At 69.2% G+C, this 25205-nt stretch carries 24 protein-coding genes; 21 read left to right on the top strand and 3 right to left on the bottom strand.

Annotation, left to right across the window (positions count from 1 at the left end; translation table 11 throughout):
• Positions 1–5: 5 nt before the first annotated feature.
• The 13 genes from QSV35_RS06785 (at position 6) to QSV35_RS06725 (ending at position 15871) form a co-directional block, all read left to right on the top strand.
• Entirely contained in the window at positions 6–1241 is a 1236-nt protein-coding gene (locus QSV35_RS06785; protein ID WP_286287906.1) for an ATP-binding protein, read from the top strand.
• The gene (locus tag QSV35_RS06780; protein ID WP_286287905.1) at positions 1234–1896 is read left to right on the top strand and encodes a LuxR C-terminal-related transcriptional regulator; all 663 of its coding nucleotides are present in this window, start codon (positions 1234–1236) and stop codon (positions 1894–1896) included. Before QSV35_RS06785 ends, QSV35_RS06780 begins: the two co-directional genes overlap by 8 nt.
• A gap of 272 nt (positions 1897–2168) precedes the next feature.
• Positions 2169–5135: a S8 family serine peptidase gene (locus QSV35_RS06775; RefSeq protein ID WP_286287904.1), complete on the top strand. Its 2967-nt coding sequence runs from the start codon at positions 2169–2171 to the stop codon at positions 5133–5135.
• Positions 5136–5252: 117 nt separating this feature from the next.
• Positions 5253–6155, top strand: coding sequence for a class I SAM-dependent methyltransferase (locus tag QSV35_RS06770; RefSeq protein WP_286287903.1), 903 nt, complete (start codon positions 5253–5255; stop codon positions 6153–6155).
• Positions 6152–8635: an ATP-dependent helicase gene (locus QSV35_RS06765; RefSeq protein WP_286287902.1), complete on the top strand. Its 2484-nt coding sequence runs from the start codon at positions 6152–6154 to the stop codon at positions 8633–8635. Before QSV35_RS06770 ends, QSV35_RS06765 begins: the two co-directional genes overlap by 4 nt.
• Before the next feature lie 159 nt (positions 8636–8794).
• Positions 8795–10648, top strand: a complete 1854-nt coding sequence (locus QSV35_RS06760; protein ID WP_286288453.1) for an MSCRAMM family protein — start codon at positions 8795–8797, stop codon at positions 10646–10648.
• 83 nt (positions 10649–10731) lie between these two features.
• Positions 10732–10998 carry a hypothetical protein gene (locus QSV35_RS06755; RefSeq protein WP_286287901.1) on the top strand — a complete coding sequence of 89 codons (267 nt, stop codon included), beginning with the start codon at positions 10732–10734 and terminating at the stop codon, positions 10996–10998.
• Between the two features lie 104 nt (positions 10999–11102).
• A complete protein-coding gene (locus QSV35_RS06750) occupies positions 11103–11789 on the top strand; it encodes a hypothetical protein (protein WP_286287900.1) in 687 nt (228 codons plus the stop codon).
• A gap of 131 nt (positions 11790–11920) precedes the next feature.
• Positions 11921–12916 (top strand): SseB family protein, encoded by a 996-nt coding sequence (locus QSV35_RS06745; protein WP_286287899.1) that lies wholly within the window; start codon positions 11921–11923, stop codon positions 12914–12916.
• 77 nt (positions 12917–12993) lie between these two features.
• Entirely contained in the window at positions 12994–13341 is a 348-nt protein-coding gene (locus QSV35_RS06740; RefSeq protein ID WP_286287898.1) for an ArsR/SmtB family transcription factor, read from the top strand.
• The gene (locus QSV35_RS06735; RefSeq protein WP_286287897.1) at positions 13338–13814 is read left to right on the top strand and encodes an SRPBCC family protein; all 477 of its coding nucleotides are present in this window, start codon (positions 13338–13340) and stop codon (positions 13812–13814) included. The genes QSV35_RS06740 and QSV35_RS06735 overlap by 4 nt, the downstream gene beginning before the upstream one ends.
• Positions 13815–13922: 108 nt before the next feature.
• Positions 13923–14492: an isochorismatase family protein gene (locus QSV35_RS06730; protein WP_286287896.1), complete on the top strand. Its 570-nt coding sequence runs from the start codon at positions 13923–13925 to the stop codon at positions 14490–14492.
• Positions 14489–15871, top strand: a complete 1383-nt coding sequence (locus QSV35_RS06725) for an MFS transporter (RefSeq protein ID WP_286287895.1) — start codon at positions 14489–14491, stop codon at positions 15869–15871. The genes QSV35_RS06730 and QSV35_RS06725 overlap by 4 nt, the downstream gene beginning before the upstream one ends.
• An 18-nt stretch (positions 15872–15889) precedes the next feature.
• Here QSV35_RS06725 and QSV35_RS06720 read toward each other — a convergent pair whose 3' ends face one another.
• Positions 15890–16276, bottom strand: coding sequence for a VOC family protein (locus QSV35_RS06720; RefSeq protein ID WP_286287894.1), 387 nt, complete (start codon positions 16274–16276; stop codon positions 15890–15892).
• Between the two features lie 62 nt (positions 16277–16338).
• Between QSV35_RS06720 and ligD the strand changes: the two genes are divergently transcribed.
• Positions 16339–17376, top strand: a complete 1038-nt coding sequence (ligD, locus tag QSV35_RS06715; protein ID WP_286287893.1) for a non-homologous end-joining DNA ligase — start codon at positions 16339–16341, stop codon at positions 17374–17376.
• Between the two features lie 15 nt (positions 17377–17391).
• On the opposite strand, the gene QSV35_RS06710 is transcribed toward ligD, so the two are convergent.
• Entirely contained in the window at positions 17392–18429 is a 1038-nt protein-coding gene (locus QSV35_RS06710; protein ID WP_286287892.1) for an ATP-dependent DNA ligase, read from the bottom strand.
• 73 nt (positions 18430–18502) lie between these two features.
• Here QSV35_RS06710 and QSV35_RS06705 point away from each other — a divergent pair, with 73 nt between their 5' ends.
• Positions 18503–18772 carry a hypothetical protein gene (locus QSV35_RS06705; protein ID WP_286287891.1) on the top strand — a complete coding sequence of 90 codons (270 nt, stop codon included), beginning with the start codon at positions 18503–18505 and terminating at the stop codon, positions 18770–18772.
• Positions 18760–19218, top strand: a complete 459-nt coding sequence (locus tag QSV35_RS06700) for a type II toxin-antitoxin system VapC family toxin (protein WP_286288452.1) — start codon at positions 18760–18762, stop codon at positions 19216–19218. Before QSV35_RS06705 ends, QSV35_RS06700 begins: the two co-directional genes overlap by 13 nt.
• 108 nt (positions 19219–19326) lie before the next feature.
• Here QSV35_RS06700 and QSV35_RS06695 read toward each other — a convergent pair whose 3' ends face one another.
• Complete coding sequence (locus tag QSV35_RS06695; protein ID WP_286287890.1) at positions 19327–20007, bottom strand: TetR/AcrR family transcriptional regulator; 681 nt, start codon at positions 20005–20007, stop codon at positions 19327–19329.
• An 88-nt stretch (positions 20008–20095) separates the two neighbouring features.
• Between QSV35_RS06695 and QSV35_RS06690 the strand changes: the two genes are divergently transcribed.
• The 5 genes from QSV35_RS06690 (at position 20096) to QSV35_RS06670 (ending at position 25158) form a co-directional block, all read left to right on the top strand.
• The gene (locus QSV35_RS06690; RefSeq protein ID WP_286287889.1) at positions 20096–21799 is read left to right on the top strand and encodes an acyl-CoA dehydrogenase family protein; all 1704 of its coding nucleotides are present in this window, start codon (positions 20096–20098) and stop codon (positions 21797–21799) included.
• A gap of 135 nt (positions 21800–21934) precedes the next feature.
• On the top strand, positions 21935–23098 hold the full coding sequence (gene sucC, locus QSV35_RS06685) for an ADP-forming succinate--CoA ligase subunit beta (protein ID WP_286287888.1): 1164 nt from the start codon (positions 21935–21937) through the stop codon (positions 23096–23098).
• Positions 23099–23109: 11 nt separating this feature from the next.
• On the top strand, positions 23110–24012 hold the full coding sequence (gene sucD / locus QSV35_RS06680; RefSeq protein ID WP_286287887.1) for a succinate--CoA ligase subunit alpha: 903 nt from the start codon (positions 23110–23112) through the stop codon (positions 24010–24012).
• Positions 24013–24089: 77 nt separating this feature from the next.
• Positions 24090–24680, top strand: coding sequence for a class I SAM-dependent methyltransferase (locus QSV35_RS06675; protein ID WP_286287886.1), 591 nt, complete (start codon positions 24090–24092; stop codon positions 24678–24680).
• Between the two features lie 37 nt (positions 24681–24717).
• Entirely contained in the window at positions 24718–25158 is a 441-nt protein-coding gene (locus tag QSV35_RS06670; RefSeq protein WP_286287885.1) for a nitroreductase family deazaflavin-dependent oxidoreductase, read from the top strand.
• Positions 25159–25205 lie beyond the last annotated feature (47 nt).

The following is a 25205-nucleotide window of genomic DNA, read 5'->3' as shown; positions in this document are numbered from 1 at the left end:
TCTGCATGCCGAAGCTCGTCGACACGACCTCCGCCGTCGCCGCGGCGGGCGTCGCCCGCGCGCTTCGGCCGGCGCGTCCGCCCCTGCGCCGCCCGCGCGAGTGCGCCATCAGCGGCGTGAGCGCGGGGCTCGCAGCCCACCTGCGGTGGAACGTCACAGTGGTCCGCATCCTCTTCATCCTGACGGCGCTCCTGTGGGGCGCCGGCATCCTCTTCTATCTGTGGCTGTGGGCCTTCGTGCCGTGGGCCGACCGTACGGGGGAGGGGGATGCGGCGCCCACCCACCGAGTGCCCGTCGCCTGGATCCTCGCCGCGGCGTCCATCGTGTGCCTGCTCTTCGCGCTCACGGTCGTCAGCAGCTACCAGTCGTCGCCGTTCCCCGCGAGCCCGCGGCTGGTCCTCGGGGTCACGGTTCTGACGGTGGGGCTCGCAAGCATCGCGGGCCTGTGGGCGACGCTCGTCGACCGGGCAGACCCCGCCCGCGGGCCGCGGCACGAGATCGCCGTCCGCATCACGGTCACGGCGGTGCTCGTGGCCTTCCTCCTGATCCTCCTGACGACGCTCGGTCGCGGCGGGGTCGCCTCCTTCTTCGTCGCGCTGATCCCCCTGGTCGGGCTTGCGGCGGTCTACGCGTCGTCCGTGGTCGACCGGATGCGCGAGCTGTCGCGCGAGCGCGTCCGGCGCATCAAGGAGGAGCAGCGCAGCGAGATGGCGGCGCACCTCCACGACTCCGTGCTGCAGACCCTCGCGCTCATCCAGACGCGCGCGGGGGCGTCGAGCGAGGCCGCCCGCCTCGCCCGGGCGCAGGAGCGCGAACTGCGCGCGTGGCTCTACGACGGGGATGCCCCGGCCGACAGCGATCTTCCCACCGACCTCCGCGACTACGCCGCGGCGCTCGAGCTCGACTACCCCGTGCGCATGGATGTCGTCTCCGCCGGCGAGTCGCCCGAGCGTGCCAGCGGAGAGGTCGCGGCGGCAGCTCGCGAGGCGATGCTGAACGCCGCGCGGCACGCACCGGGTGACGTGTCCGTCTACATCGAGGGCACCGCATCCGTCGTCGACGTGTTCGTGCGCGACCGGGGCGCCGGCTTCAACCCCGACACCGTGCCCGGCGACCGGCTGGGCGTCCGTGAGTCGATCATCGGACGGATGCGGCGCGCCGGCGGCAGCGCGACGGTCAAGTCCACGCCGTCCGGCACCGAGGTGCATCTGCGTCTCGCGCGGGAGGCGACGCGTGCCTGATGAACTGCGGGTGGTCGTCGTCGACGACCACTCGATCTTCCGCTCCGGCCTGCGCGCCGACCTCGACGGCGTCTCGATCGTCGACGAGGCCGACGACGTCGCATCCGCCGTCGCGCGCATCGAACGACATCAGCCGGATGTCGTGCTCCTCGATGTGCACCTCCCCGGCGGCGACGATCCGAGCGTTCCGGGCGGTGAGGAGGTGCTGCGCCGCGCCGTCCCGCTTGCGCCGGAGACCCGGTTCCTCGCCCTGAGCGTCTCGGACGCGGCCGAGGACGTCGTGCGCGTCATCCGTGCCGGCGCTCGCGGCTACATCACGAAGGGCACGTCGGGCGCCGAGGTGAGCCACGCCGTCCACCGGGTGGCGGAGGGGGATGCGGTGTTCTCCCCGCGCCTCGCGGGCTTCGTGCTCGACGCCTTCGGCGCGGTCGCGGGGGAGACGGCCGAGGCCACCGACGAGCTCGACCGGCTCTCCGTCCGCGAGCAGGAGGTCATGCGGCTTATCGCCCGCGGCTATGCGTACAAGGAAGTGGCATCCGAGCTCTTCATCTCACCGAAGACCGTGGAGACCCATATGTCCGCCGTGCTGCGCAAACTGCAGCTGTCTTCGCGGCATGAGCTCACAGTGTGGGCGACCGAGCGACGTCTGCTCTGATTCCGGCTTCTCGATTGAGCTTTCTGCTGAATCTGGGAGAAGGCTATTGACCGGTTAAGAATCAGCCGCATAGCGTTCGATGCACGTGTGTATCCCGATGCGCGAGAAAGAGGTATGCCTTGTATCGACGGATATTGGCGGTCGCAGGAGCGCTGGCGCTCTCGATCCCGGCAACAGCAGCAGTGGCGGCAACGCCATCACCCCACAGTGATCCCGCCGCACGGTTCCACGCGGCGCCCTCGTCGGGCTCCATCGACTCGAAGATGAAGTCGATGGCCGCTGACCCGAACGGTCGTGTCAACGTGATCGTCGAGCTGAGCGGCGACCCGACGACGGTCGTGCAGGCCAAGCAGGGCCGCAAGCTGACCGGACAGGAGCGCGCCGACATCAAGGGCTCGCTGAAGAAGCAGCAGGACGCGATCACCGGCGCGATCAAGGGCAAGGGCGGCAAGATCGTCGCTCAGATGCAGTCGGCCTACAACGGCATCCAGGTGTCGATCCCCGCCGACGCGGTGGATGCGGTCGCCGCGCTGCCGAACGTCGTCGCCATCCACGCCGCCCGGACGTACACCATCGACAACGCGGTCTCGGTTCCGTTCCTCGGAGTTCCGCAGGTGTGGCAGAGCACGGGCTTCACGGGCAAGAACGTCAAGGTCGGCATCATCGACACGGGCATCGACTACACGCACGCCAACTTCGGCGGCCCCGGCACGGTGGCCGCATACGACGCCGCGCTGAAGACCGACACGCAGCCGGCCGACCCGGCTCTGTTCGGCCCGGGTGCTCCGCGCATCAAGGGCGGCTGGGACCTCGTCGGCGACGACTACAACGCCGACCCGAGCGACCCGAAGACCTACCAGCCGGTCCCGCACCCGGACCCCAACCCGCTCGACTGCCAGGGTCACGGCAGCCACGTCGCCGGCACCGCCGCCGGTGACGGCGTGAACGCGGACGGCACCACCTACACGGGCCCGTACAACGACACCACACCGTCGCACGACTTCCGCATCGGCCCGGGTGTCGCCCCGCAGGCGGACCTCTACGCGATCCGTGTCTTCGGCTGCGCCGGCTCCACGGATGTCGTGGTCCCGGCGATCGACTGGGCCGTCGACAACGGCATGGACGTCATCAACATGTCGCTCGGCTCGCCCTTCGGCCGCGCCGGTGACGCCGACGCGGTCGCCGCGACCAACGCGGTCGGCGCGGGTGTGACCGTCGTCGCCTCCGCCGGCAACGAGGGCCCGAGCCCCTACATCTCGGGCTCGCCTTCGTCGGGTGACGGCGTCATCTCTGTCTCCGCCGTGGACAGCACCGCTGAGTTCCCCGGTGCGTCGATCTCCGTCAACGGATCGTCGATCCAGGCGATCAACGCGAACGGCGCCGACCTGAGCGGTCTGCCGCCGATGACCGTCGTGCCCGTCATGCAGGGCGGCGCACTGTCGCTCGGCTGCGACCCGGCGCTCTTCACCGCCGCGGGCATCACGCCCGGTGGCAACCAGGTCGCGGTCGTCGCGCGTGGCGACTGCGCCCGTGTCTCGAAGGCGATCTACGGCCAGGCCGCCGGCGCCGCCGCGGTGATCATGGTGAACAACGCGGACGGCTATCCGCCGTTCGAGGGCGCGATCACGTCGAACCCCGACACGGGTGAGAAGGCCGATGTCACGATCCCGTTCCTCGGCGTCCCCCTGAGCAGCGGTCCGGCTCTCATCGCCGCACACGGCCAGACCGCGACGATCACGGCCGCCATGCTGCCGAACCCCACGTTCAAGGGCTACGCATCTTTCACCTCTTCGGGTCCCCGCAGTGGTGACAGCGCCATCGGACCGGATGTCGCGGCCCCGGGCGTCTCGATCCGTTCGACAGCTGTCGGCACGGGCAACGACAGCGAGGTCCTCTCCGGCACCTCGATGGCGGCCCCGCACGTCGCCGGCGTCGCGGCGCTCGCCGTCCAGGCGCACCCGAAGTGGTCGTCGGCCGACATCGCGTCGGCGATCATCTCCACTGCCAACCCCGACATGGTTGCAGGCCGGAACCTGGTCCGCGGTGGTGTGGGGCTCGTGAACCCGGCGCAGGTGGTGGCCACCCAGGTGACCGCTGTCGGTGACAACTACAAGACGGACAACGGCAAGTCGCGCCAGGCGGAGCTGAACTTCGGGTTCCAGGAGTCGTCGAAGGACTTCAAGGGCACGAAGCAGGTCACCCTGGTCAACCACGGCAACGCGGCTGTCACCTACTCGGTGTCGTCCGCGAAGTCCGACCAGTCCCTCGTCGGCGCGTCGGTGACGTTCAACGCATCGAAGGTCACGGTTCCGGCCAACGGCACGGCGAACGTCACCGTGTCGCTCTCGGCTCCGGCCAGTGCGATTCCGGCGAAGGTCGACAGTGGCAACGACTTCGGGTTCTCCGAGATCTCGGGCGACGTCGTCCTGACGTCGGGCTCGTCGACGCTGCGCGTGCCGTATCTGCTCGTTCCGCACGCGACGAGCAACGTCACCGCTTCCACCAGCGGAAAGGCGACGGCCGACGGCACCTCGATCGCGCTGAAGAACCAGAACGGCGCCCTCACGGGTACCGCGGACTTCTACACGTGGGGTCTCGAGGATAAGCAGGACGTCTCGAAGAAGCTCGTCGACACCGGTTACGACCTGCGTGCCGTCGGCGTGCAGTCGTTCCCGTTCAGCGGGACCCAGCTGATGGTGTTCGCCGTGAGCACCCACCAGCGGTGGTCGAACGCCGCGTCGAACGAGTACGACATCGTGATCGACACGGATGGCGACGGCAAGGCGGACTACGCGGTGTTCTCCGCCGACTCGGGCCTCGTCCGCACCGGCTCCTCGGACGGTGTGAGCGAGGTGTTCGTCGAGAACCTGAAGACCGGTGCGCTCGGCGCCTCGGGCTTCCTCGCCGACGCGCCGACCGACAGCAGCACGATCCTGCTGCCGGTGCGCGCCAGCGCGCTCGGCCTCACCGCGGCCAAGGGCGGGTTCACCTACACGGCGCAGGCGCGCTCGGTGTCGGGCACCGGCTCTGACAGCATCGATGGCACCGCCGCGTACAACCCGTGGGCGCCCGCGCTCGAGAACGGACAGTACGAGGAGGTCGCCGCCGGTGCCACCGTGGCGGTGCCCGTGGCACGCGACGCTGCGGCGTTCGGTGCGCAGAAGCCGCTCGGCGTCATGACGGTCGTGAAGGACAACGCCAACAGCGCCAGCCAGGCACTCCTCACGTCGGTCAAGTGACGGCGTGAGGTGATCCCGATCACCTGATCACAGCACGGAGGGCGGGGCTCGTCGACGACGGGCCCCGCCTTTCGCATGCTCAGCCGGAGCACAACGCGCCGGAGGAGGATCGCCGCCATGAGGCAGGACGGGCCGAGCATCACGGCGTGGAGCGCTGCCGCGCATCGCGCCGCCCATCAGCTCCTGGAGGACGGCCGGATCTTCGACGACCCGTTCGCCGTGGCCGTCGTCGGCGGTGTCGAAGCCGACATCCTCGCCCACGCCGAGGCGAACGCGACCCGCGGCCCGATGCGCATCTTCATCGCCGTCCGGCACCGGGTCGCCGAGGACGAGGTGGATGCGGCCTACCTCCGCGGGGTCCGTCAGGTCGTCGTCCTCGGCGCCGGGTTCGACACCTTCGCGTGCCGCAATGCGTATCCGGGCCTGCGGGTCTGGGAGGTCGATCATCCTGCTACGCAGGCAGTGAAACTCGAGACGCTGCAGGCCCAGGGCATTCCGATTCCGGATTCCGCGCAGTTCGTCGCGGTCGACTTCGAGGTCGACGACCTCGCTGAGCGCCTCGCGGCGATGGGCTTCGACCGGCTGATGCCCGCCGTGTTCCTCTGGCTCGGCGTCGTCCCGTACCTCACACGGGAGGCCGTCGAGCAGACCCTGCGATACATCGCATCCGTCCCCGCATCCTCGGTCGTCTTCGACCACCCCGAGCCGGTGTCGTCGCTGACGGACCGGCAGCGCCGCTGGCACGAGCGCCGTGCCGCCGCGGTCGGTCGCGTCGGGGAGCCGTGGATCACGGCGTTCGCGCCCGCCGACCTCGCCGACCTGCTTGCGGAGATGGGGATGCGGGTCGTCGACGACGTCGATGCGCGCGAGATCGCGATCCGCTGGTTCGGCGCCCCCGCATCCACGCCACCGCGTCCGGGCGGACACGTCGTCACCGCCCGCGCGGAGTACGGTGTCGAGCCCGCCGCCGACCAGGAGGCATCGGTGTCGGCGGTGCCGCCTAGACTCGAAGGGCCATGACCGACGCATCTGTTCCCATCATCGTCGGAGGCGGCAGCATCCCTCGATCCGCCGACGGCCGACCCGACGACGATCTCCTCGCCGGACTCAATCCGCAGCAGCGCGAGGCGGTCGTCTATCGCGGCCCCGCGCTCCTGATCGTCGCGGGCGCCGGTTCCGGCAAGACGAGCGTGCTGACGCGGCGCATCGCGTCGCTTCTGCGCACGAAAGAGGCGTGGCCGAGCCAGATCCTCGCGATCACCTTCACGAACAAGGCCGCAGGCGAGATGCGTGAGCGCGTCGAGCAGCTGGTCGGCGACAGCGCGCGGGGCATGTGGATCTCGACGTTCCACTCGGCGTGCGTGCGCATCCTCCGCCGCGAGGCGGAGCAGTTCGGCTTCACGAAGTCGTTCACGATCTACGACTCGGGCGACTCGCGCGCCCTCATCAAGCGCCTCGTGAAAGAGCGGGAGGCGGATGCCTACGGCCACACACCGGCGGGCGTCCAGAGTCGTATCTCGAAGCTGAAGAACGAACTGGCGGATGCGGAGTCCTACGCCCGTCAGGCGAACATGAGCGACCCGGCCGAGCGCATGTTCGTCGAACTGTTCGGCGACTACCAGCGCGAGCTGCAGCGCGCGAACGCGTTCGACTTCGACGACCTCATCGGTCAGACCGTCTACCTCTTCCGCGCGTTCCCGCACGTCGCCGACGTGTACCGGCGCCGGTTCCGGCACATCCTCGTCGACGAGTACCAGGACACGAACCACGCCCAGTACGCGCTCATCCATGAGCTGACCCGCCCTGTGGGGACCGGAAAGCAGGGCTTCGAATCCGGCGGCATGATGATCTTCGAGCCGGACCCCTCGACAGGCTCGGGGGCCGGTGGCGGCTCGGGGACCGGTGACGACGCCCCTGCATCCCTCACCGTCGTCGGCGATTCCGACCAGTCGATCTACGCGTTCCGCGGCGCCGACATCCGCAACATCAGCGAGTTCGAGAAGGACTTCCCAGGCGCCAAGGTCGTGCTGCTCGAGCAGAACTACCGCTCGTCGCAGAACATACTGAGCGCGGCGAACGCCGTCATCAGCAACAACTTCGACCGCAAGGACAAGCGGCTGTGGAGCGCCGACGGTCCGGGCGAGAAGATCGTCGGCTTCACGGGCTACTCGCAGCACGACGAGGCGCAGTTCGTCGCCGACGAGGTCAACGCCCTCCGCCGCGCGGGCGTCGACTACTCCGAGATGGCCGTCTTCTACCGCACGAATTCGCAATCCCGCGCGCTGGAGGAGATCTTCATGCGCGCCGCCGTCCCGTACAAGATCATGGGCGGCACGCGGTTCTACGAGCGCGCCGAGATCAAGGATGCGCTGGCCTATCTGGTCGCCGTCGCCAACCCGGCCGACGAGATGGCCCTGCGGCGCATCATCAACAAGCCGCGTCGCGGCATCGGTGACGTCACCGTCGAGGCGATCGCCCGCTACGCGCAGAGCGAGGGCATCACGTTCCGCGATGCGCTGGCGAACTCGTCCGCGCTCGGCGTCGGCCCGAAGATGCAGGCCGCGATCGCCCAGCTCGATCAGGTGCTGGCGGATGCCACGGCGATCATGCTCCCCGCATCCGGTGAACTGGCCCCGCCGACGGCCGTCGCCGAAGGCCTGACGCTCCTCCTCGATCGCAGCGGATACCGCGACGCACTGCGCATGAGCCGCGACGCGCAGGACGAAGCGCGGCTCGAGAACGTCGACGAACTCATCGCCGTGGCGCGCGAGTTCGCGCGCAACAATCCGGAGGGCACGGTCATCGACTTCCTCGCGGAGGTCGCGCTGGTCGCCGACAGCGACGACCTCGAGGATGCCTCGGGCTCGGTGTCGCTCATGACCCTGCATACCGCGAAGGGCCTCGAGTACGACGCCGTGTTCATCACGGGCGTCGAGGAAGACCTCATCCCGCACCGGATCTCGGCCGGCGAGCCGGGCGGCCCTGCGGAGGAGCGCCGGCTGTTCTACGTCGGCGTCACCCGCGCGCGCAAGCGCCTGTACCTGTCCCTCGCGATGACCCGTGCGCAGTTCGGCGAGATCTCGGTCGCGATGCCGAGCCGGTTCCTGCAGGAGATCCCGGCCGACCTCGTCGACTGGCGCCAGTCGCCCGGAGACGTGAACTCCCGCGGCGGCTCGCAGTCGCGCGCCCTCAACGCGCGCCCGGGCTCCGGCTCAGGCGGAGGTCAGCGGTGGGGGAGCCGCATCCGTCACGACGATCCGCCGCCCCTCGCGCCGAAGTCGACCTCGCTCGACCGGTTCCCGAACCGCATCCCCGCGAAGCTCCGCGACAACGGCGACATGCAGCTGGAGGCGGGCGACCGCATCCGTCACGACGACTTCGGCGAGGGCCGTGTGGATGCCGTGACGGGCGAGGGCGCGAAGCGCGTGGCGCACGTGCGCTTCGACTCCGGCGGGCTGAAGAAGCTCCTGATCAAGGTCGCCCCCATCACCAAGATCTGAGGCGCGGACGAACGTTTATCAAATCGACTATTTACCGATCGATCTCCGCAATTTAGGCTGACTCCGGCCCACGACAGTCGTGGGTGTGAAAGGCCGCACAGGCGCGGCCAGAACGGTGGCGCTGTGCGCAAATGGAGGGTCGTCGCGCTGGTGAGCGCGATGGTGTTGGCGTTGTTCGGCGGGACGTCGTCCGCGTGGGCGGTTGATCCGGGAACGTCGACCACGACGGGATCGATCGGCGGAACGGTGACGACCGGGACCGGCGCGGCGGTCAGCGGAGGCTGGGTGACGGCGACCGATCCCGTGACCGATGCGTGGGGTGGCTCCGCCAACACGGACATCAATGGCGACTATCAGATCACGGGGTTGGCGCCGGGGAATTATGTCGTGCAGTTCCACACCGGCTACATGTACCCCACGCTCGCCAGTCAGTGGTGGAACGGCGCACCGTCGCGATCGACGGCTACACCCATCACGGTGACCGCTGGTGGAAGCATCACCGGGATCAGCGCGGTTCTGGCCGCCGGAGGCTCGATCGGGGGCGTCGTCACGTCGGATACAGGTGCTCCCGGGCCGAACGTCATGGTCAGCGTCTATGAAGCCACTCCGGCGGGTGCTGGGGATTGGATTGCAAGCGGGATGACCGACGCCAGCGGCGCCTACCTCGTCTCCGGGCTTCCTGCGGACACCTACAAGGTGCAGTTCTCCTCAGGCGGCGCCCTTCTCGGCGAGTGGTACGAGAACGCGGCCGATGCCGCCACCGCAACCCCGTTGACTGTGGCATCGGGCCAGCAGATCACAGCGAACGGGGTGCTGACGACTGGCGCATCGATCACCGGCGTCGTCACGGATTCGAGCGGCAACCCCGTCGAGAACGCACTGGTCATGGCGCAGCCGGGATCCGCTGGGGGGTATGGCAGCGGCACGAGCACCGCCGCCGACGGCAGCTACTCGATCGTCGGGCTCCAGCCCGGCGCGTACCAGGTCCAGTTCCTGACGCAGTACGCGACGCAGAACGTCGCCCCTGGGTGGTGGAAGGGCGCTCAGACGGAGGCCAAGGCGAAGGTTCTCACCCTGGCGGCGGGGAGTGTCGCATCCGGTATCAGTCCGCGCCTCGACCCGGGCGCGACGATCAGTGGCACGGTCACGGACGCCAGCGGTTCCCCGATACCAAACGCGCAAGTGGCAGTGTTCGACTCTACGAACCTGATGGTCGAGGGCACATGGACGGGAGCAGATGGCTCGTTCGCCGCGCGAGGGCTCTCGGCGGACAGTTATCGCCTGGAATTCACCGGACAGATGAATGATGGATCGACGCTGGTCGAGTGGTGGAAGAACGCCGCGACGCTTTCGGCGGCTACGCCCATCACCGTCAAGCGTGGCCAGTCCGTTGGAGGATTCAACATCGACCTTTCTCCCACGGGCGGCGCTGTGCCTGAGACGGGAAGCGCCTCCCTGTCAGGTGTGGTCACCGACGGACTGGGCCACCCGTTGAGCGGTGCGACCGTGATCGCGGAATCTGCGGCGATGGGCGACATCACGATGACCGATGCGAACGGTGCATGGTCGATTCCTGGTTTGGTCGCCGGCACCTACCGAGTGAGCTTTTCAGCAACGGTCGGCGGCTCGCAGGTGATGCAGTGGTGGAACGGCGCATCCAGTCGTACGACGGCGACGCCGATCGCTCTGTCGAATGCAGAACAGCGCACCGACATCAATGCCGCGCTCGGTGCTGGGGCACTGCCTCCCGTCGATTCTTCGCAGCCGAAGATCACGGGCCCGGTGCGGGTCGGCAGCGTGGTCAGCGCTCAGCCGCGCGGCTGGACGGCGGGCACAACGTTCACCTACCAGTGGTATGCGGATGGCGCGCCGATCGGCGGTGCGACTGCCGCATCCTTCGCTATTACGCCGGATCTCGTCGACAAGCAGTTGACGGTGCTCGTCACTGGTTCGAAGGCCGGCTACCAGAGCGTCGCGCGGTCCTCCGCGCCGACGGCCGCGGTTCTGCCGTAGACGCGAGGATCGGGCGCTTCTGCCTGGAAGCGCCCGATCCTCCCGTCATGCATGGACTCTCTTGGAATTTGAGGCGGCCGCTGATGGACGTGGCGCAATCGACGATCGTTCCGAACATCGTCATCGGTTCGGTGATTGCCGTCGCGGGGGTGATCATCTACCTTCTGCGGGTCCCGCTCCATAAGCGCACGGCGGCCTTCGAGCGCCGCATGTTCGGTGATCGCGTGGTCGACACGGCCGAGAGACTTCAGTCTCCCTACTGGGTCGGTTTCGTCGGGCTCGCCGGTATCGGTCTGGGAATCGTGATGATCGTCTACGGCATCGTCGGGATCGTCCAGGGCTCCGCATGATGATTCCACTCCTCGTGACTGCCCGCCTGATTCTGGACCTTCGCTCGTCAACTGCCGGCTCAGCGCTCGCGCGCGGAGGAGCCCGCCGATGGAACGTCGTGTAGATGAACAGACATCCCTCCGATACCAAGCCGAAGATCTTCGCCCGCACGGCAGCCGCCGCCGGGACGTGGATCATCGTTGTCGGTCTTGTTCTCTGGACGCTCTCGCGGCTCGCTCTCAGCGGCTCCTCTAGCGCGATCGCCCCCATCTTGATCGCTCTGATGATCGCTGTCGTGCTGTTCGCCCTGTTGTGTATCGTCCGCGTGGGAGAGGTGCGGCGAAATCGGATACGGCGAGAAAGCCCTCGCAGTTTCGTCGACCTCGTCGCCATCTCTCGTGACACGATCTCCCAACTGAATGAAATGACCGTCGCTGGCGGCGTCGAGAACCGTGTCAGTTCGTCGCCGATATCCGTGCTGCGGATCGATCGTGGCCACATGGAGATCGTCGGCGGAAGAACGTTCGGAATCGGCGGCAAGCCGCAAGTCCTGCTTTCGATGCCGCTCTCACAGGACGCCGAGTTCAGTGTCTCGCGTGCAGCTGACGGTGTCTTCATGGTGAAGGTATGGCATCTGCAGCAGACGATCGACGGCAGAAGATACGCCCTCGACATGCGGCCTTCGCATGCGCTCTTCGGGCTGATCCCCTGGAGCTACTCCCGGACGCAGATGAACTCGGCCGTCGATCGGATGCAAAGTCAGCAACGATCGATTGACAACCCGGACAGCCTCATATCTGACGGTGGATGAAGGGTCCTAGGTCTGCGCGTCGACACGGCCAGCGGGCGCACGATCGGCAGCGGGCCGTGTCATCCCTGGGCATCGCCATGCCGCATTGCACCACGCGGGAACGCGTCGCATCAAGGGGTTAGGGTGGCCTGATGGCCATCTTCTCGCGTCGCCCGAAGTCGTCTTCCGAGCAGGATGCGGACGCTCCGGTGGATGAAACCGCGGCACCGGAAGAGACGCAGGAGGCGCCCGTCGAAGAGGCGCCCCAGGTCAACATCTCCGTCTCCTCCTTCGGCGGCCTCGGCGCGACGCCGGAACCGGTGGCGCCCGAGCAGCCCGCACCGGCCACGTCCGCGGAGTCCGCCATCCCCGGCCTCCGGGACAACGTGCTGCTGCGCGACGCGATTGCCGCCCTCCCGGACGACCCGGACGGGGCGGAGGTCATGGGCGTCGCGCGGCAGATGTTCCAGGGCGAGCTGTTCCTCCGCGTCCGCGGCGATGCCCGCGCGCTCCTGGCGGCGGGGGAGGATCTGCCGCTCGCGATCGCCTCGATCGAAGACACGCCGTTCGTGCTCGTCTTCTCGAGCGGCGCCGCGCTTCAGGCCGCTGTTCAGGGCAACGACGACGAGTCCACCGCGATGAGCCAGCTGTCGCAGGTCGTGCTGCGGTCGGTGCTCTCCGGTCCCTACGGCGGCATCATCCTCGACGCCGCCTCCCGCCGGAACCCGATCGTGCTGCCGCGTCAGCTCATCGAGCGCTCGCTCGAAGAGGGCGACGACGACTTCACCGTCAAGAACCTCCTCGCCGGCGAGCGGACGGATGCAACGGCATCCGAGGTCGTCGCGGCGATCGCCACCGCTCCGCTATGGCTCGCGGCGAACCGCGCGAGCGAAGACGACGAGTGGGGGCTCGCGGAGTCGCGCACCCAGGAAGGCGCACGCTTCCTCGAGGTGTTCTCGCACCCCCTCGAGGTGCTCGCGATGGGCCGCGGCGACCAGCCGATGCCCATTCGTGCCGAGCAGCTGGTGTCCGGCTTCGAGGGCGACGACGGGCTCACCGGCATCGTCATCGACCCCGCAGGGCCGTGGATCCAGCTGGATCGCGGCGACCTCGAGCCGCTCATCACCGAAGCCGCCGCCGAGGGCTGAAGCGACCCCTTGACGGGGGAGGTGTTCGGTCGTATCTTCTTAGTCAACAAACATGTTGATAAAGAAATTGGTTGATCATGACGGACGATGACGCGCTCGACCGGGCGTTCCTCGCCCTCGCGGATCCCGTGCGGCGCGCGATCGTCGCACGGTTGAGCCGGGGCGCGGCGACGGTCAACGAGCTCGCCGAGCCGTTCGCCATCACGAAGCAGGCCGTCTCCCGGCACATCCACGTGCTGGAGGAGGCGGGCCTCGTCACCCGCAGTCGCGAAGCGCAGCGTCGTCCTGTCCACCTCGACCCCGCAGCGCTCGAACGGCTCACCGAGTGGATCGATCGCCACCGGCTGGAGGTCGAAGCCACCTATCGCCGGCTCGACGCGGTGCTCGCGTCGGCCACCAAACGATCGAGGGAGAAGGAATCATGACCAATCCCGTCACCATCGACGCCGTCCCCGGCACGTCGTACGCCGACATCACCCGCGAATTCGACGCCCCCGTGGAGGCGCTGTTCGGCGCCCACGCCGATCCCGAACTGTTCGTGCAGTGGATCGGCCCCCGCAGGCTCGAGAACACCATCACCGCGTGGGACTTCCGCACCGGCGGCGGCTATCGCTTCGAGCAGCGGGATGCCGACGGCTCGGTGTATGCGTTCCGCGGTATGTTCCACACGATCCGTGAGAACGAGATCATCATCCAGACGTTCGAGTTCGAGGGCTGGCCGGACGGCGTCAGCATCGACGTCATCCGGTTCGAGGCGCTCCCGGGCGGGCGCTCGCGCCTCGTCGACCACGGGGTGTTCGAGTCGATCGAGACCATGGACGCCTTCCTCAAAGAGGGCATGACCGACGGGCTCGAGCAAGGCTACGAGCGGCTCGACGAGCTGCTCGCGCGGGGGTGACCGCGATGACCCGCGTGACCGGGGACATGTACGAGCCCGTGTGAGGTCCACACGAGAACCCCATAGGCAGCCGCGGTACGGTGCCCGACGGCACAGAAAAGGGGCATCATGACCGTCACCACCCTCGACCCGCGCACCGCTTTCGTCGTCATCGACCTCCAGCAGGGGATCGCCGGCATCCCCGCGGCCGCACCGCTCGTCGCTCCCCTCGTCGCGAACGCGGCACGGCTCGCCGACGCGTTCCGGGCCGCGGACCTGCCGGTCGTCCTCGTGAACGTCACGGGCGGCGCGCCCGGCCGCACCGAACGCCCGCGCCCGGCGTCTCCGCGCGACGAGAGCTGGGCCGACCTCCTGCCCGAGCTGCACCCGGATGCAGAGGGCACGCTGCACGTGACGAAGCAGACGTGGGGCGCCTTCCACAGCACCGACCTCGACGCCCGGCTGCGCGATGCCGGCGTCACGCAGATCGTGCTCGCGGGCATCGCGACGAGCGCCGGCGTCGAGTCGACTGCGCGCGCCGCGCACGAGCACGGCTACAACGTGACCGTGGCGACGGATGCCGTGGGCGACATGGATCCCGTCAACCACGAGCACTCCCTCACGCGCGTGTTCCCGCGCCTCGGCGAGACCGGTACGTCCGACGAGATCCTCGACCTCCTGGCGGCGACCGCCCGGTGACCACGGGAGCGAACCGCAGGACGACGGTCCCGCATCCATTCGGCGCCCGATTCGTCACCCCGCTCCTGTGGGGCACCTCGCTCAACCCGATCAACTCGTCGATCCTCGCGACGTCGCTCGTCGCGGTCGGCAGCGCCTTCGGCGTCGGCGCAGGCGAGACGGCCACGCTCGTCGCGGCGGTGTACGTCGCCAGCGCCGTGGCGCAGCCGGCGATGGGTCGGCTCGGTCTGCAGTTCGGTCCGCGCCGGGTCTTCGTCGGCGGTCTCGTCGTCCTGACGATCGGAGGGTTCGTCGGTCTTGTCGCGCCCACGTTCGCCTGGCTGGTCGTCTCCCGCGCGCTCATCGGGGTCGGGACTGCTGCGGGCTATCCGTCCGCGATGGCGCTCATCCGCCGGCGCGCCGACGAGTCGGGCACCGGCATCCCCGGCGGGGTCCTCGGCGGGATCTCGATCGCGGGGCAGGCGACGGCGGCGCTCGGCCTGCCGCTCGGTGGGGTCCTCGTCGGCATCTGGGGGTGGCCGGCGGCGTTCGCCGTCAACATCCCGCTCGGACTCATCGGTATGGCGATGGCATTCGCCTGGCTCCCGAAGGATGCCCCGACCACGCGCCAGGGCGGCCTGTGGCGCGCGCTCGACCCGATCGGCATGCTGCTGTTCGCCGCATCCGTCGTCGCCCTCATCGCCGTGCTGTCGGACGTCCGTCATATCTCGTGGCGGCTCGTCGCGGTCTTCCTCGTCGCGGTCGCCGGGCTCGTCGTGTGGGAGCTGCGCGCCCGCATCCCGTTCATCGACGTGCGGATGCTGCGCGCCAACGGCGCGCTCACCCGCACCTACGTGCGGCAGAGCGTCGCGCTCGCCGCGGCCTACACGGTGCTCTACGGGTACGTGCAATGGCTCGAGGACAGCCACGGATACTCGGCGAGCGTCAGCGGCCTCATCATGCTGCCGATGTCCGTCGTTGCCGCCTTCGGCGCCGCGATCATCTCGCGCCGCGCGCTCATCCGCGGTCCGCTGCTCATCAGCGCCGTCGCGATCGTGGGAGGCGGGGTCGCCCTCCTGTTCGTGACGAGTACGACGCCGCTAGTCGCGCTCGTCGCGCTGAGCCTGCTGTTCGGCGTCGCGCTCGGCTTCACCTCCACGAGCAACCAGGCCGCGCTCTACACCCAGACGACGGCGGAGGAGATCGGGGTCGCATCGGGCCTCGCGCGCACGGCGTCGTACCTCGGCGCGATCTTCGCGTCGGCGCTCATCGCGCTCGCCTATCCGGGACGGGCGACGGATGCGGGGCTGCACGTCTCCGCGATCGCGGTCATCGCCGCGGGTGTCGTGGTGCTCGCCCTCGTCGTGCTCGACCGCCGCCTGCCCTGGCGAGGGCACTGAGGCGAATCGGCTGATCCGTCAGGCTCTGCGTGCGCCGCGGATGTTCCACCGGTGGCCGAAGGGGTCGACGATCCATCCGGACCGGGCGCCCGATCCGTCGACCTCGATGGGTCGGTCGGCCGTCGCACCGGCGTCGACCGCCGCCGCGTACGTCGCATCGGGGGCCACGACCGCCAGCACGACGGCGGCCGTGGAGCCGCCGAGCGTCGTCGGGGACACCGCGCCGAGCTCCGGATACTCCCCCGAGACGAGCAGGATCGCCCCGCCGACATCGAGCGTCGCGTGCGCGAGGCGGCCGTCTGCATCGTCGTACCGTTCGATGACCTCAGCGCCGAACGCGCGCCGATAGAAGTCGAGCGCAGCGGGGCCGTCCGACACCGTGAGGTACGGAGTGATCGTGGTCATGCTCCGACGGTACGCCCCGGGGGCCCTGGCGGGCTGTCGGTGCCGGTCGATACGTTGAACGGGTGGCTACCGAGCGCATCACCCTGACCGTCCCCGGCCCCCACGGCGACCGCGAGGTCGGGCTGTCCAGCCCGAACCGCGTCATCTGGCCGGAGCTCGGCATCACGAAGCAAGAGCTGGCCGAGTACTTCATCGCCGTCGCGGAGCCGTTCCTCGCCGCCAACGGCGACCGGCCGGTGTCACTCGAGCGGTTCCCCGACGGCGTCGGCGGGGAGAGCTTCTTCTCGAAGAACCCGCCGAAGGGCGCACCGTCGTTCGTCGAGGCGGTGACGGTCCGCTACAACAGCGGGCGCCGGCATCCTCAGCTCGTCCTCACCGAGATCGCGGCGGCGGTGTGGGCCGCGCAGATGAACACGATCGTGTTCCACCCGTGGGCATCGGTGACCGCGAACACCGACAACCCCGTCGAGCTGCGCATCGACCTCGACCCGCAGCCGGGCACGGGTTTCGCCGAGGCCGCTGCGGTCGCGCCCGCGATGCGCGACGTCCTGGCCGAGGCGGGGCTCGAGACGTGGATCAAGACCAGTGGCAGCCGCGGCATCCACCTCTTCTGCCCGATCGAGCCGACGCACGAGTTCCTCGACGTGCGGCACGCCGTGATCGCCGCGGGCCGCGAGCTCGAGCGCCGCATGCCCGACAAGGTCACCATGAACTGGTGGAAGGAGGAGCGCGGCGACCGCATGTTCATCGACTTCAACCAGGCGAACCGCGACCGCACGATGGCAGGCGCCTACAGCCCGCGGGCGCTCCCTGGCGCGACGGTGTCGACGCCCCTCGCATGGGACGAACTGGATGGAGTGGACCCGACGTCGTTCACCGTCCGCAGCATCCCGCAGCGTCTCGCCGACGGAGGCGATCCCTGGGCGGAGTTCGGTGCGCGGTCCGGGCGGATCGACACCCTGCTCGAGTGGTGGGAGCGCGACGTGTCGAACGGTCTCGGCGAGCTGCCGTTCCCGCCGGAGTTCCCCAAGATGCCGGGGGAGCCGCCGCGCGTGCAGCCGAGCCGCATCAACCCGGAGAACTGGCCGAAGGATGAGTGACGGCCCGCGGGTTCGTCAGCCCTCGAGGACGTCGGCGAGGTCGTAGGCCGCCACGACCTCGAGCTGGTCGTAGGTGCACGAGCGCGGATCGCGGTCGGGACGCCAACGCTCGAACTGCACCGTGTGCCGGAAGCGCCAGCCCTCGAGCTGGTCGTAACGGACCTCGAGCACGCGTTCGGGTCGAAGCCGCACGAACGACGAATCGGCGCGTCCGGCCTGGAATCGCGACTTCTCGCCCTCGCCGCGGATGGCCTCACCCGACTCGTCGCGCTCGACGAGCGGGGCCAGCTCGTCGATGAGCTCGAGACGCCGTTCGTTGCTCCATGCGGCGACGCCGCCGACGGGATAGATCGTGCCATCCTCGTTGTAGAGGCCCACGAGGAGCGACCCGACGCCCTGACCGGACTTGTGGATGCGGTACCCCAGCGCGACGACGTCCGCGGTGCGCGCGTGCTTGATCTTGAACATGCTGCGCTTGCCCGGCGCATACGGCTGGTCGAGCGGCTTCGCGACCACGCCGTCGAGCCCTGCGCCTTCGAACTCCGCCAGCCACCGTCGCGCGAGGTCGGCATCGTCCGTCGCCCGTGTCACGTGGATCGGGTCGGGCACATCCTGCAGCAGGTCGACCAGTGCGGCCCTGCGCTCGGCGAACGGCACCGCCTGGAGGTCGCGCTCGCCGATCGCGAGCACGTCGAACGCGATGAACATCGCGGGCGTCTCCTCGGAGAGGCGGTTGACCCGCGAGGCGGCGGGATGGATGCGCTGCGACAGCGCCTCCCAGTCGAGCCGGCGCCGACCGTCTCGATCGACCGGGACGACGATCTCGCCGTCGAGCAGGCACGGTTCGGGCAGCAGTCGCGAGAACGCCTCGACGAGCTCGGGGAAGTAGCGGGTCAGAGGCTTGGCACCTCGCGAGCCGATCTCGACGTCGGTGCCGTCCCAAGAGACGAGCCCGCGGAAGCCGTCCCACTTCGGCTCGAAGCTCAGCCCCTCCGTGCGCGGGATGTCGGACACGGCCTTGGCCAGCATCGGTGCGGGGATCTCGTACGCCATGACCCCATCCTGTCGTGCATCGCCGACATCCCGACAGGTGCTGCACCATCGCGATAGGTGTTACACTCGGGTCATGCCCACCGCCCGCCCTCGGCACATGATCACCGAGACCGACGACATCCGCGACGCGATCGACCGCGCCGCAGAGTGGTGGCCGGAACTGCATGGCAATCGCGCGGCGATCCTCCGCCGGTTGATCACAGACGGCGCTCGCAGCGGTGCGGAAGCGGCCACGCAGAAGAGGCTCGACCGTTGGCGGGCGCTCGACGAAGTCTCCGGGATCTTCACGGGCGTATACCCCCCGAATGCCGCGCGTCAGTTGGTCGAGGAATGGCCGGAGTGAGCAGCGCGACGGGGTCGCAGATCGTCTTCGACGCAGGCGTCCTGATCGCGATCTTCGACGAGGGCGATGCTCATTCCGAATGGGCGCGGCGCGTTTATCGGGACTCGACGTCGGCGCGGCTCCTCGCCAGCGCATTGACGGTCTCCGAATCGATCGTTCACGCGGCGCGCGACGGGAAGGCCCTCGCTGGTCATGATTCCGTCCGCGCATTGGACATAGATGTCGTTCCGCTCATCGAGGGTGACGTCGTTCCCCTCGCCGAACTTCGGGCACGCAGCCGTCTCCGCATGCCCGACGCGGTCGTCCTGCATACCGCGATCCGCGAGAGGGCCGCGATCGCGACCACCGATGCACGACTCGCGCGGATCGCGCGCGAGCACGGCGTCGAGGCCTGCGCGCCCGACGACGAAAACGGACCGCTTGACGTCGCGTACGAGGGCGGCTGAGCGGCCGTACGGTACTGGGCAGTCAGGCACGTCCGCGTGCGACGTGCTTATCCACACGCTGCGACTGCCTTATCTTCGCGGCGCCCGAGCTCGAAACGAGGCGCCGACTCAGCCGGGCAGCTCGCTGCGGAGCCGCCGGGCGACCTCGGCGGCCGGCATCCGTCTCGGGAACACCGCGACGACGACGTCGTCGGGGTGCTCCACTGAGCCGTCCGGGTGCACACCGAACCGCTCGAGCGACTCGTCGAGGGCCGCGCGCAGCACGGACGGGGGCACGCGCTTCGTCTCGCGGATGAGGCGGCGCAGCACGTGGTTGTGGATGGCGGTGACCTCCGCCGCGAAGCTCACGGCCACAAGCGGGTCGAGGCCGGGAAGGGCGTGCCGCAGGTACTCGTCGAAGAGGCGCTCGTAGCGGAAGACGGAGACGATCTCGCGGTCGCGCAGGGCCGGCACCTGGCGGACGACCGCGTACCGGCGGCGGGCGAGCTCCGGATCGGCGGCGAAGTGGCGGTACACCTTGATGGATGCGTCGCGCACGGCGATCCACGGATTCTCGTGCGTGCGGCCGAGGTAGTCGCGCAGCATGTCGAGGAGCAGCTCATGGTCGGCGAAGACGACGTCGTCCTTGCCGCCGAACTGCCGGAAGAACGTCGAACGCGAGACGCCCGCGGCGCGGGCGATCTGCTCGACCGACGTCGCCTCGAAGCCCTGCTCGGCGAACAGATCGAGCGCCGCCGCGACCACGGCGTCGTGGGCGGCGGATGCGGACGGTGACGCGGACTCGCTCATGACGTGGAGCCTAATACGCCGACGGCCTTTTGAGTGAGACTCAGTCGCACGTAAACTGAACCTCAGTCCCACATGCAAGGAGTCGCCGATGACCACGCCCTACCAGCCCCCCGTCGAGGACTACGCCTTCCTGTACGGCCAGGCGTTCGGCCTCGACCTGCTCGAGCGGTCCACGGGCGGTGCGCTCACCGCGGGCGACGCCACCGACGTGCTCGCGGCTGCCGGCGACTTCGCCGCATCCGTCCTCGCTCCTCTCGAGGAGCTCGGCGACCGCCAGGGCGCGCAGCTCGTCGACGGGGACGTGCGGATGCCGGCCGGATTCGCCGAGGCGTACCGGGCGTTCGTCGAGGCCGGCTGGGTCACCGCGGAAGCGCCGGAGTCGGCGGGCGGCGACGGCCTCCCCGCCGCCGTTCGCGCGGGGCTCGGGGAGATCTGGAACGCGTCGAACGCCGCGTTCGCCCTGTGCTGGCTGCTGACCGCCGGACAGATCCACGCGCTGGATGCCGCTGCATCCGATGCCCTTCGCGAGACCTACCTCACGAAGCTCGTCTCCGGCCAGTGGACCGGCACGATGAACCTGACGGAGCCCGAGGCCGGCACCGACCTCGGCGCCATCCGCACGATCGCGACGCCGAACGATGACGGCACGTGGTCGATCTCGGGCCAGAAGATCTTCATCACGTGGGGCGACCACGACGTCGCGGAGAACATCGTGCACCTCGTCCTCGCGCGCACGCCGGGTGCTCCCGAGGGTGCGAAGGGTCTGTCGCTGTTCGTCGCGCCCCGCATCCTCGTGAACGAGGACGGCTCGCTCGGCGGGCGCAACGCCGTCACGACCGTCGCGATCGAGCACAAGCTCGGCATCCACGGCAGCCCCACGTGCGTGCTCGCATACGAGGGTGCCACCGGCTACCTCGTGGGCGAGGTCGGGGGTGGGCTCGCCGGCATGTTCGTCATGATGAACTCCGCGCGCACCGGCATGGGCTTCCAGGCCACCGGCATCGCCGATCGCGCCTACCAGCGGGCCGCCGCCTACGCGGCCGGGCGCCTGCAGGGCCCGGTGCTCGACCGACCGGCCGGCACGACGATCGCGGAGCACCCCGACGTGCGCCGCCTCCTGCTGTCGATGTCGAGCGACATCTTCGCCATGCGCGCGATGGGCGTGTACGTCGGCGACCTCTTCGACCGCGCTGAGACCGACGGCACCGGCACTCTTGCCGAGTTCTTCGTCCCGATCCTCAAGGGCTGGGCGACGGAGGATGCCGTGCAGATCACGAGCGACGCCATCCAGGTGCACGGCGGCATGGGCTTCATCGAGGAGACCGGCGCCGCGCAGCACTACCGCGACTCGCGCATCATGCCGATCTACGAGGGCACGACCGCGATCCAGTCGAACGACCTCGTCGGGCGCAAGGTCATCCGCGATCGCGGCCGCACGGCCGAGCAGCTCTTCACGCTGATCGACGAGACGTCCGCCGCGCTCGTCGCGTCCGGCGACGCGGTCGCCCAGCGCGTGGGGGAGCGGATGCAGCGTGCCGTCTCCGCAGCCCGCCGGGCAACCGCATCCCTGCTCGCCGTCTCGAGCCAGCGCGACGCGTTCGCCGTCAGCGTGCCGTACCTCATGCTCCTCGGCACCCTCGCCGGCGGATGGATGCACGCCCTCGCGACCGTCGCGGTCCTTTCGAACGGAGGGGATGCGGCGCGCCTCACGGCCGCGGACTTCTACACCGCGCACCACCTGCCCCGCGTGCACGGGCTCGCTGAGACCGTCGCGGCCGGCGAGATCGTCTGATCGGCGAGACAGTCGGCGTGTCATCTGCGTCGGGGCCTCTCAAGCGGCGGTAGTAAGCTGGGGGATTGGCAGATATCTCGACATCGAGATATCTCTCTGCCCACACCCCACATTCGCCACAGCGAAGGACTGCACGTGGATCTCTACGAGTACCAGGCACGCGATCTGTTCGAGAAGTACGAGGTGCCGGTGCTCGCCGGCATCATCGCCGACACTCCTGAGGAGGCGAAGGCGGCCGCGGAGAAGATCGGCGGTGTCGTCGTCGTCAAGGCCCAGGTGAAGGTCGGAGGCCGCGGCAAGGCCGGCGGCGTCAAGGTCGCGAAGACCCCGGACGAGGCGTACGAGGCGGCGCAGGCCATCCTCGGTCTCGACATCAAGGGCCACATCGTCAAGCGCGTCATGATCGCCGGCGGCGCTCGCATCGCCAAGGAGTTCTACTTCTCGGTGCTGCTCGACCGCGCCAACCGCTCCTACCTGTCGCTCACGAGCTTCGAGGGCGGCATGGAGATCGAGCAGCTCGCCGTCGAGCGTCCCGACGCCCTCGCGCGCATCGAGGTCGACCCGGCCGCCGGCATCGACCTGGCGAAGGCGACCGAGATCGCCGAGGCCGCGAACTTCCCGGCCGAGCTCGTCGGCAAGGTCGCTCCGGTCTTCGTCAAGCTGTACGACGTCTACACCGGCGAGGACGCGACGCTCGTCGAGGTCAACCCGCTGGTCCTGACGGAGGAGGGCGACATCATCGCCCTCGACGGCAAGGTGTCGCTCGATGACAACGCGGAGTTCCGCCACGCGAACCACCCTCTGCTCGAGGACAAGGCCGCGGCCGACCCGCTCGAGGCCAAGGCCAAGGAGCTCGACCTCAACTACGTCAAGCTCGACGGCTCCGTCGGGATCATCGGCAACGGCGCGGGCCTCGTGATGTCCACGCTCGACGTCGTCGCGTACGCCGGTGAGCGCCACGGCGATGTGAAGCCGGCGAACTTCCTCGACATCGGCGGCGGCGCCTCCGCGGAGGTCATGGCCAACGGCCTGGGCATCATCCTCGGCGACCCGCAGGTCAAGTCGGTGTTCGTCAACGTCTTCGGCGGCATCACCGCGTGCGACCAGGTCGCCAAGGGCATCGTCGGCGCTCTCGCCGAGCTCGGCGCCGCTGCGGACAAGCCGATCGTCGTGCGCCTGGACGGCAACAACGTCGTCGAGGGCCGCCGCATCCTCGAGGAGGCGGCGCACCCGCTCGTCACCCTCGCCGAGAACATGGACCAGGGCGCCGACAAGGCCGCCGAGCTCGCGAACGCGTAAGGGACACAGTCATGACGATCTTCCTCAACAAGGACTCCAAGGTCATCGTCCAGGGCATCACCGGCGGCGAGGGCTCGAAGCACACCGCGCGCATGCTCGCGGCGGGCACCCAGGTCGTGGGCGGCGTGAACGCCCGCAAGGCCGGCACCACCGTCCTGCACAAGGCCAAGGACGGCTCGGATGTCGAGCTCCCCGTCTTCGCGTCGGTCGCCGAGGCGATGGCCGCGACGGGTGCTGACGTGTCGATCGCGTTCGTCCCGCCGGCATTCACGAAGGATGCCGTGATCGAGGCCATCGAGGCCGAGATCCCGCTCCTCGTCATCATCACCGAGGGCGTGCCCGTGCAGGACTCCGCCGAGTTCTGGGCGCTCGCCAAGGCCAAGGGCGGCACGACCCGCATCATCGGCCCGAACTGCCCCGGCATCATCAGCCCGGAGGAGTCCCTCGTCGGCATCACGCCCGCGAACATCACCGGCAAGGGCCCGATCGGCCTCGTGTCGAAGTCGGGCACCCTGACGTACCAGATGATGTACGAGCTGCGCGACTACGGCTTCTCGACCGCCATCGGCATCGGCGGCGACCCGGTCATCGGCACGACCCACATCGACGCGCTCGCCGCGTTCGAGGCCGACCCCGAGACCAAGGCGATCGTCATGATCGGCGAGATCGGCGGAGACGCCGAGGAGCGCGCGGCCGAGTTCATCAAGGCGAACGTCACGAAGCCGGTCGTCGGCTACGTCGCGGGCTTCACCGCACCCGAGGGCAAGACGATGGGCCACGCCGGCGCCATCGTGTCCGGCTCGGCCGGCACCGCCCAGGCGAAGAAGGAGGCCCTCGAGGCCGCCGGCGTCAAGGTCGGCAAGACGCCGTCGGAGACCGCCGAGCTCATGCGCGAGATCATCAAGGGTCTCTGACCCGAGCTGTCACGAGGGGCGGATGCTGTCGCATCCGCCCCTCGTGCTGTGTCAGGGGCCGCGCCTATCCTGGCCGGGTGACTCTCCGGCCGACGACGACACGGACCATCCGCGAACTGCGCGACGCATGGCGGCGGAGCGTACTTCCTGGCCTGCGCGGGGACGTGCTCGACCTCGGCGCCGGGTTCGGCATCGCCGCCGACGACCTGTCGGCGGACGTCATCTGGATCGCGCTGGAGCCGTCTCGGTCCGCCCTCCGCCAGCTCGCGGTCCGCGTCGAGGAGCGACCCGGCTCGCGGCTCCTGCACGCCGCCGCCGAGGACATCCCGTTGCCCGACGCGTCCGTCGACGCCGTCATCGCGAGCACGGTCCTATGCTCCGTGCGAGATCAGCGTCGCGCGCTCGCCGAGGTCGTCCGGGTCCTCCGACCGGGCGGGCGGCTCGTGTACTTCGAGCACGTCACCGGACCCCCGCGCTCCTGGACCCGCACGCTGCAGGTCGCCTACCGGCCGATCTCCCGCGTCATCGACAGCGGATGCGATCCGGCGCGCGATACGGGTGCCGCCATCCGGGGTGCGGGCTTCCGATCGGTCGAGCAGCGCGACGAGCTCGCCCCCGGGATGCTGGGATCCGTCGATCCCCTGATCGAGGGCACTGCCATCCGCTGAACGCCCTGCCCGTGCGGGCGCCGCTTAGGCTGGTCGCATGCCACTGGACGGGGAGTATCTGCCGAGCACGGCGGCGTGGGCGCGGAAGCAGGCCGAGACCTTCGAAGCGTCCCACGGTGCGGACGCGAACCAGCTGCGCGGCAAGCCGATCATCGTGCTGACGACGGTCGGCGCGAAGACGGGCGGGCTGCGCAAGACGGCGCTCATGCGCGTCGAGCACGACGGACGATACGCCGTGGTGGCGTCGCGGGGTGGTGCACCCGAGCACCCGCAGTGGTACTGGAACCTCAGGAAGAACCCGCACGTCGAGCTCCAGGACGGCGACGTGACGCACGACTACACGGCGCGGGAGCTCGACGGAGACGAGCGTGCCGAATGGTGGGCGCGGGCGACGCAGGCGTGGCCCGACTATGACGTCTATCAGACGAAGACGGACCGCCGCATCCCGATCTTCGTCCTCGAGCCGCGCGCCGCCTGATCGCGCGGAGGCCGTCTACGAGCGGAGGAGACCCGAGGAACGGAGGA

The organism is Microbacterium candidum (genome assembly GCF_030315975.1).
Lineage (GTDB): Bacteria > Actinomycetota > Actinomycetes > Actinomycetales > Microbacteriaceae > Microbacterium > Microbacterium candidum.
Note: the sequence above shows the minus strand (reverse complement) of the source record. Positions and strands in the feature narration are given on the sequence as shown.

What these genes read in the sequence shown, in the direction of transcription:
- QSV35_RS06785 (WP_286287906.1), top strand. Translation starts at nt 6, where the DNA reads ATGCCGAAGCTCGTCGACACGACCTCCGCCGTCGCCGCGGCGGGCGTC.
- QSV35_RS06745 (WP_286287899.1), top strand. Translation starts at nt 11,921, where the DNA reads ATGGCCATCTTCTCGCGTCGCCCGAAGTCGTCTTCCGAGCAGGATGCG.
- QSV35_RS06740 (WP_286287898.1), top strand. Translation starts at nt 12,994, where the DNA reads ATGACGGACGATGACGCGCTCGACCGGGCGTTCCTCGCCCTCGCGGAT.
- QSV35_RS06670 (WP_286287885.1), top strand. Translation starts at nt 24,718, where the DNA reads ATGCCACTGGACGGGGAGTATCTGCCGAGCACGGCGGCGTGGGCGCGG.
- QSV35_RS06765 (WP_286287902.1), top strand. Translation starts at nt 6,152, where the DNA reads ATGACCGACGCATCTGTTCCCATCATCGTCGGAGGCGGCAGCATCCCT.
- QSV35_RS06760 (WP_286288453.1), top strand. Translation starts at nt 8,795, where the DNA reads ATGGTGTTGGCGTTGTTCGGCGGGACGTCGTCCGCGTGGGCGGTTGAT.
- QSV35_RS06695 (WP_286287890.1), bottom strand. Translation starts at nt 20,007, where the DNA reads ATGAGCGAGTCCGCGTCACCGTCCGCATCCGCCGCCCACGACGCCGTG.
- QSV35_RS06705 (WP_286287891.1), top strand. Translation starts at nt 18,503, where the DNA reads ATGCCCACCGCCCGCCCTCGGCACATGATCACCGAGACCGACGACATC.
- QSV35_RS06750 (WP_286287900.1), top strand. Translation starts at nt 11,103, where the DNA reads ATGAACAGACATCCCTCCGATACCAAGCCGAAGATCTTCGCCCGCACG.
- QSV35_RS06770 (WP_286287903.1), top strand. Translation starts at nt 5,253, where the DNA reads ATGAGGCAGGACGGGCCGAGCATCACGGCGTGGAGCGCTGCCGCGCAT.
- QSV35_RS06690 (WP_286287889.1), top strand. Translation starts at nt 20,096, where the DNA reads ATGACCACGCCCTACCAGCCCCCCGTCGAGGACTACGCCTTCCTGTAC.
- QSV35_RS06730 (WP_286287896.1), top strand. Translation starts at nt 13,923, where the DNA reads ATGACCGTCACCACCCTCGACCCGCGCACCGCTTTCGTCGTCATCGAC.
- sucD (WP_286287887.1), top strand. Translation starts at nt 23,110, where the DNA reads ATGACGATCTTCCTCAACAAGGACTCCAAGGTCATCGTCCAGGGCATC.
- QSV35_RS06775 (WP_286287904.1), top strand. Translation starts at nt 2,169, where the DNA reads ATGGCCGCTGACCCGAACGGTCGTGTCAACGTGATCGTCGAGCTGAGC.
- QSV35_RS06710 (WP_286287892.1), bottom strand. Translation starts at nt 18,429, where the DNA reads ATGGCGTACGAGATCCCCGCACCGATGCTGGCCAAGGCCGTGTCCGAC.
- QSV35_RS06755 (WP_286287901.1), top strand. Translation starts at nt 10,732, where the DNA reads ATGGACGTGGCGCAATCGACGATCGTTCCGAACATCGTCATCGGTTCG.
- QSV35_RS06720 (WP_286287894.1), bottom strand. Translation starts at nt 16,276, where the DNA reads ATGACCACGATCACTCCGTACCTCACGGTGTCGGACGGCCCCGCTGCG.
- QSV35_RS06735 (WP_286287897.1), top strand. Translation starts at nt 13,338, where the DNA reads ATGACCAATCCCGTCACCATCGACGCCGTCCCCGGCACGTCGTACGCC.
- QSV35_RS06700 (WP_286288452.1), top strand. Translation starts at nt 18,760, where the DNA reads ATGGCCGGAGTGAGCAGCGCGACGGGGTCGCAGATCGTCTTCGACGCA.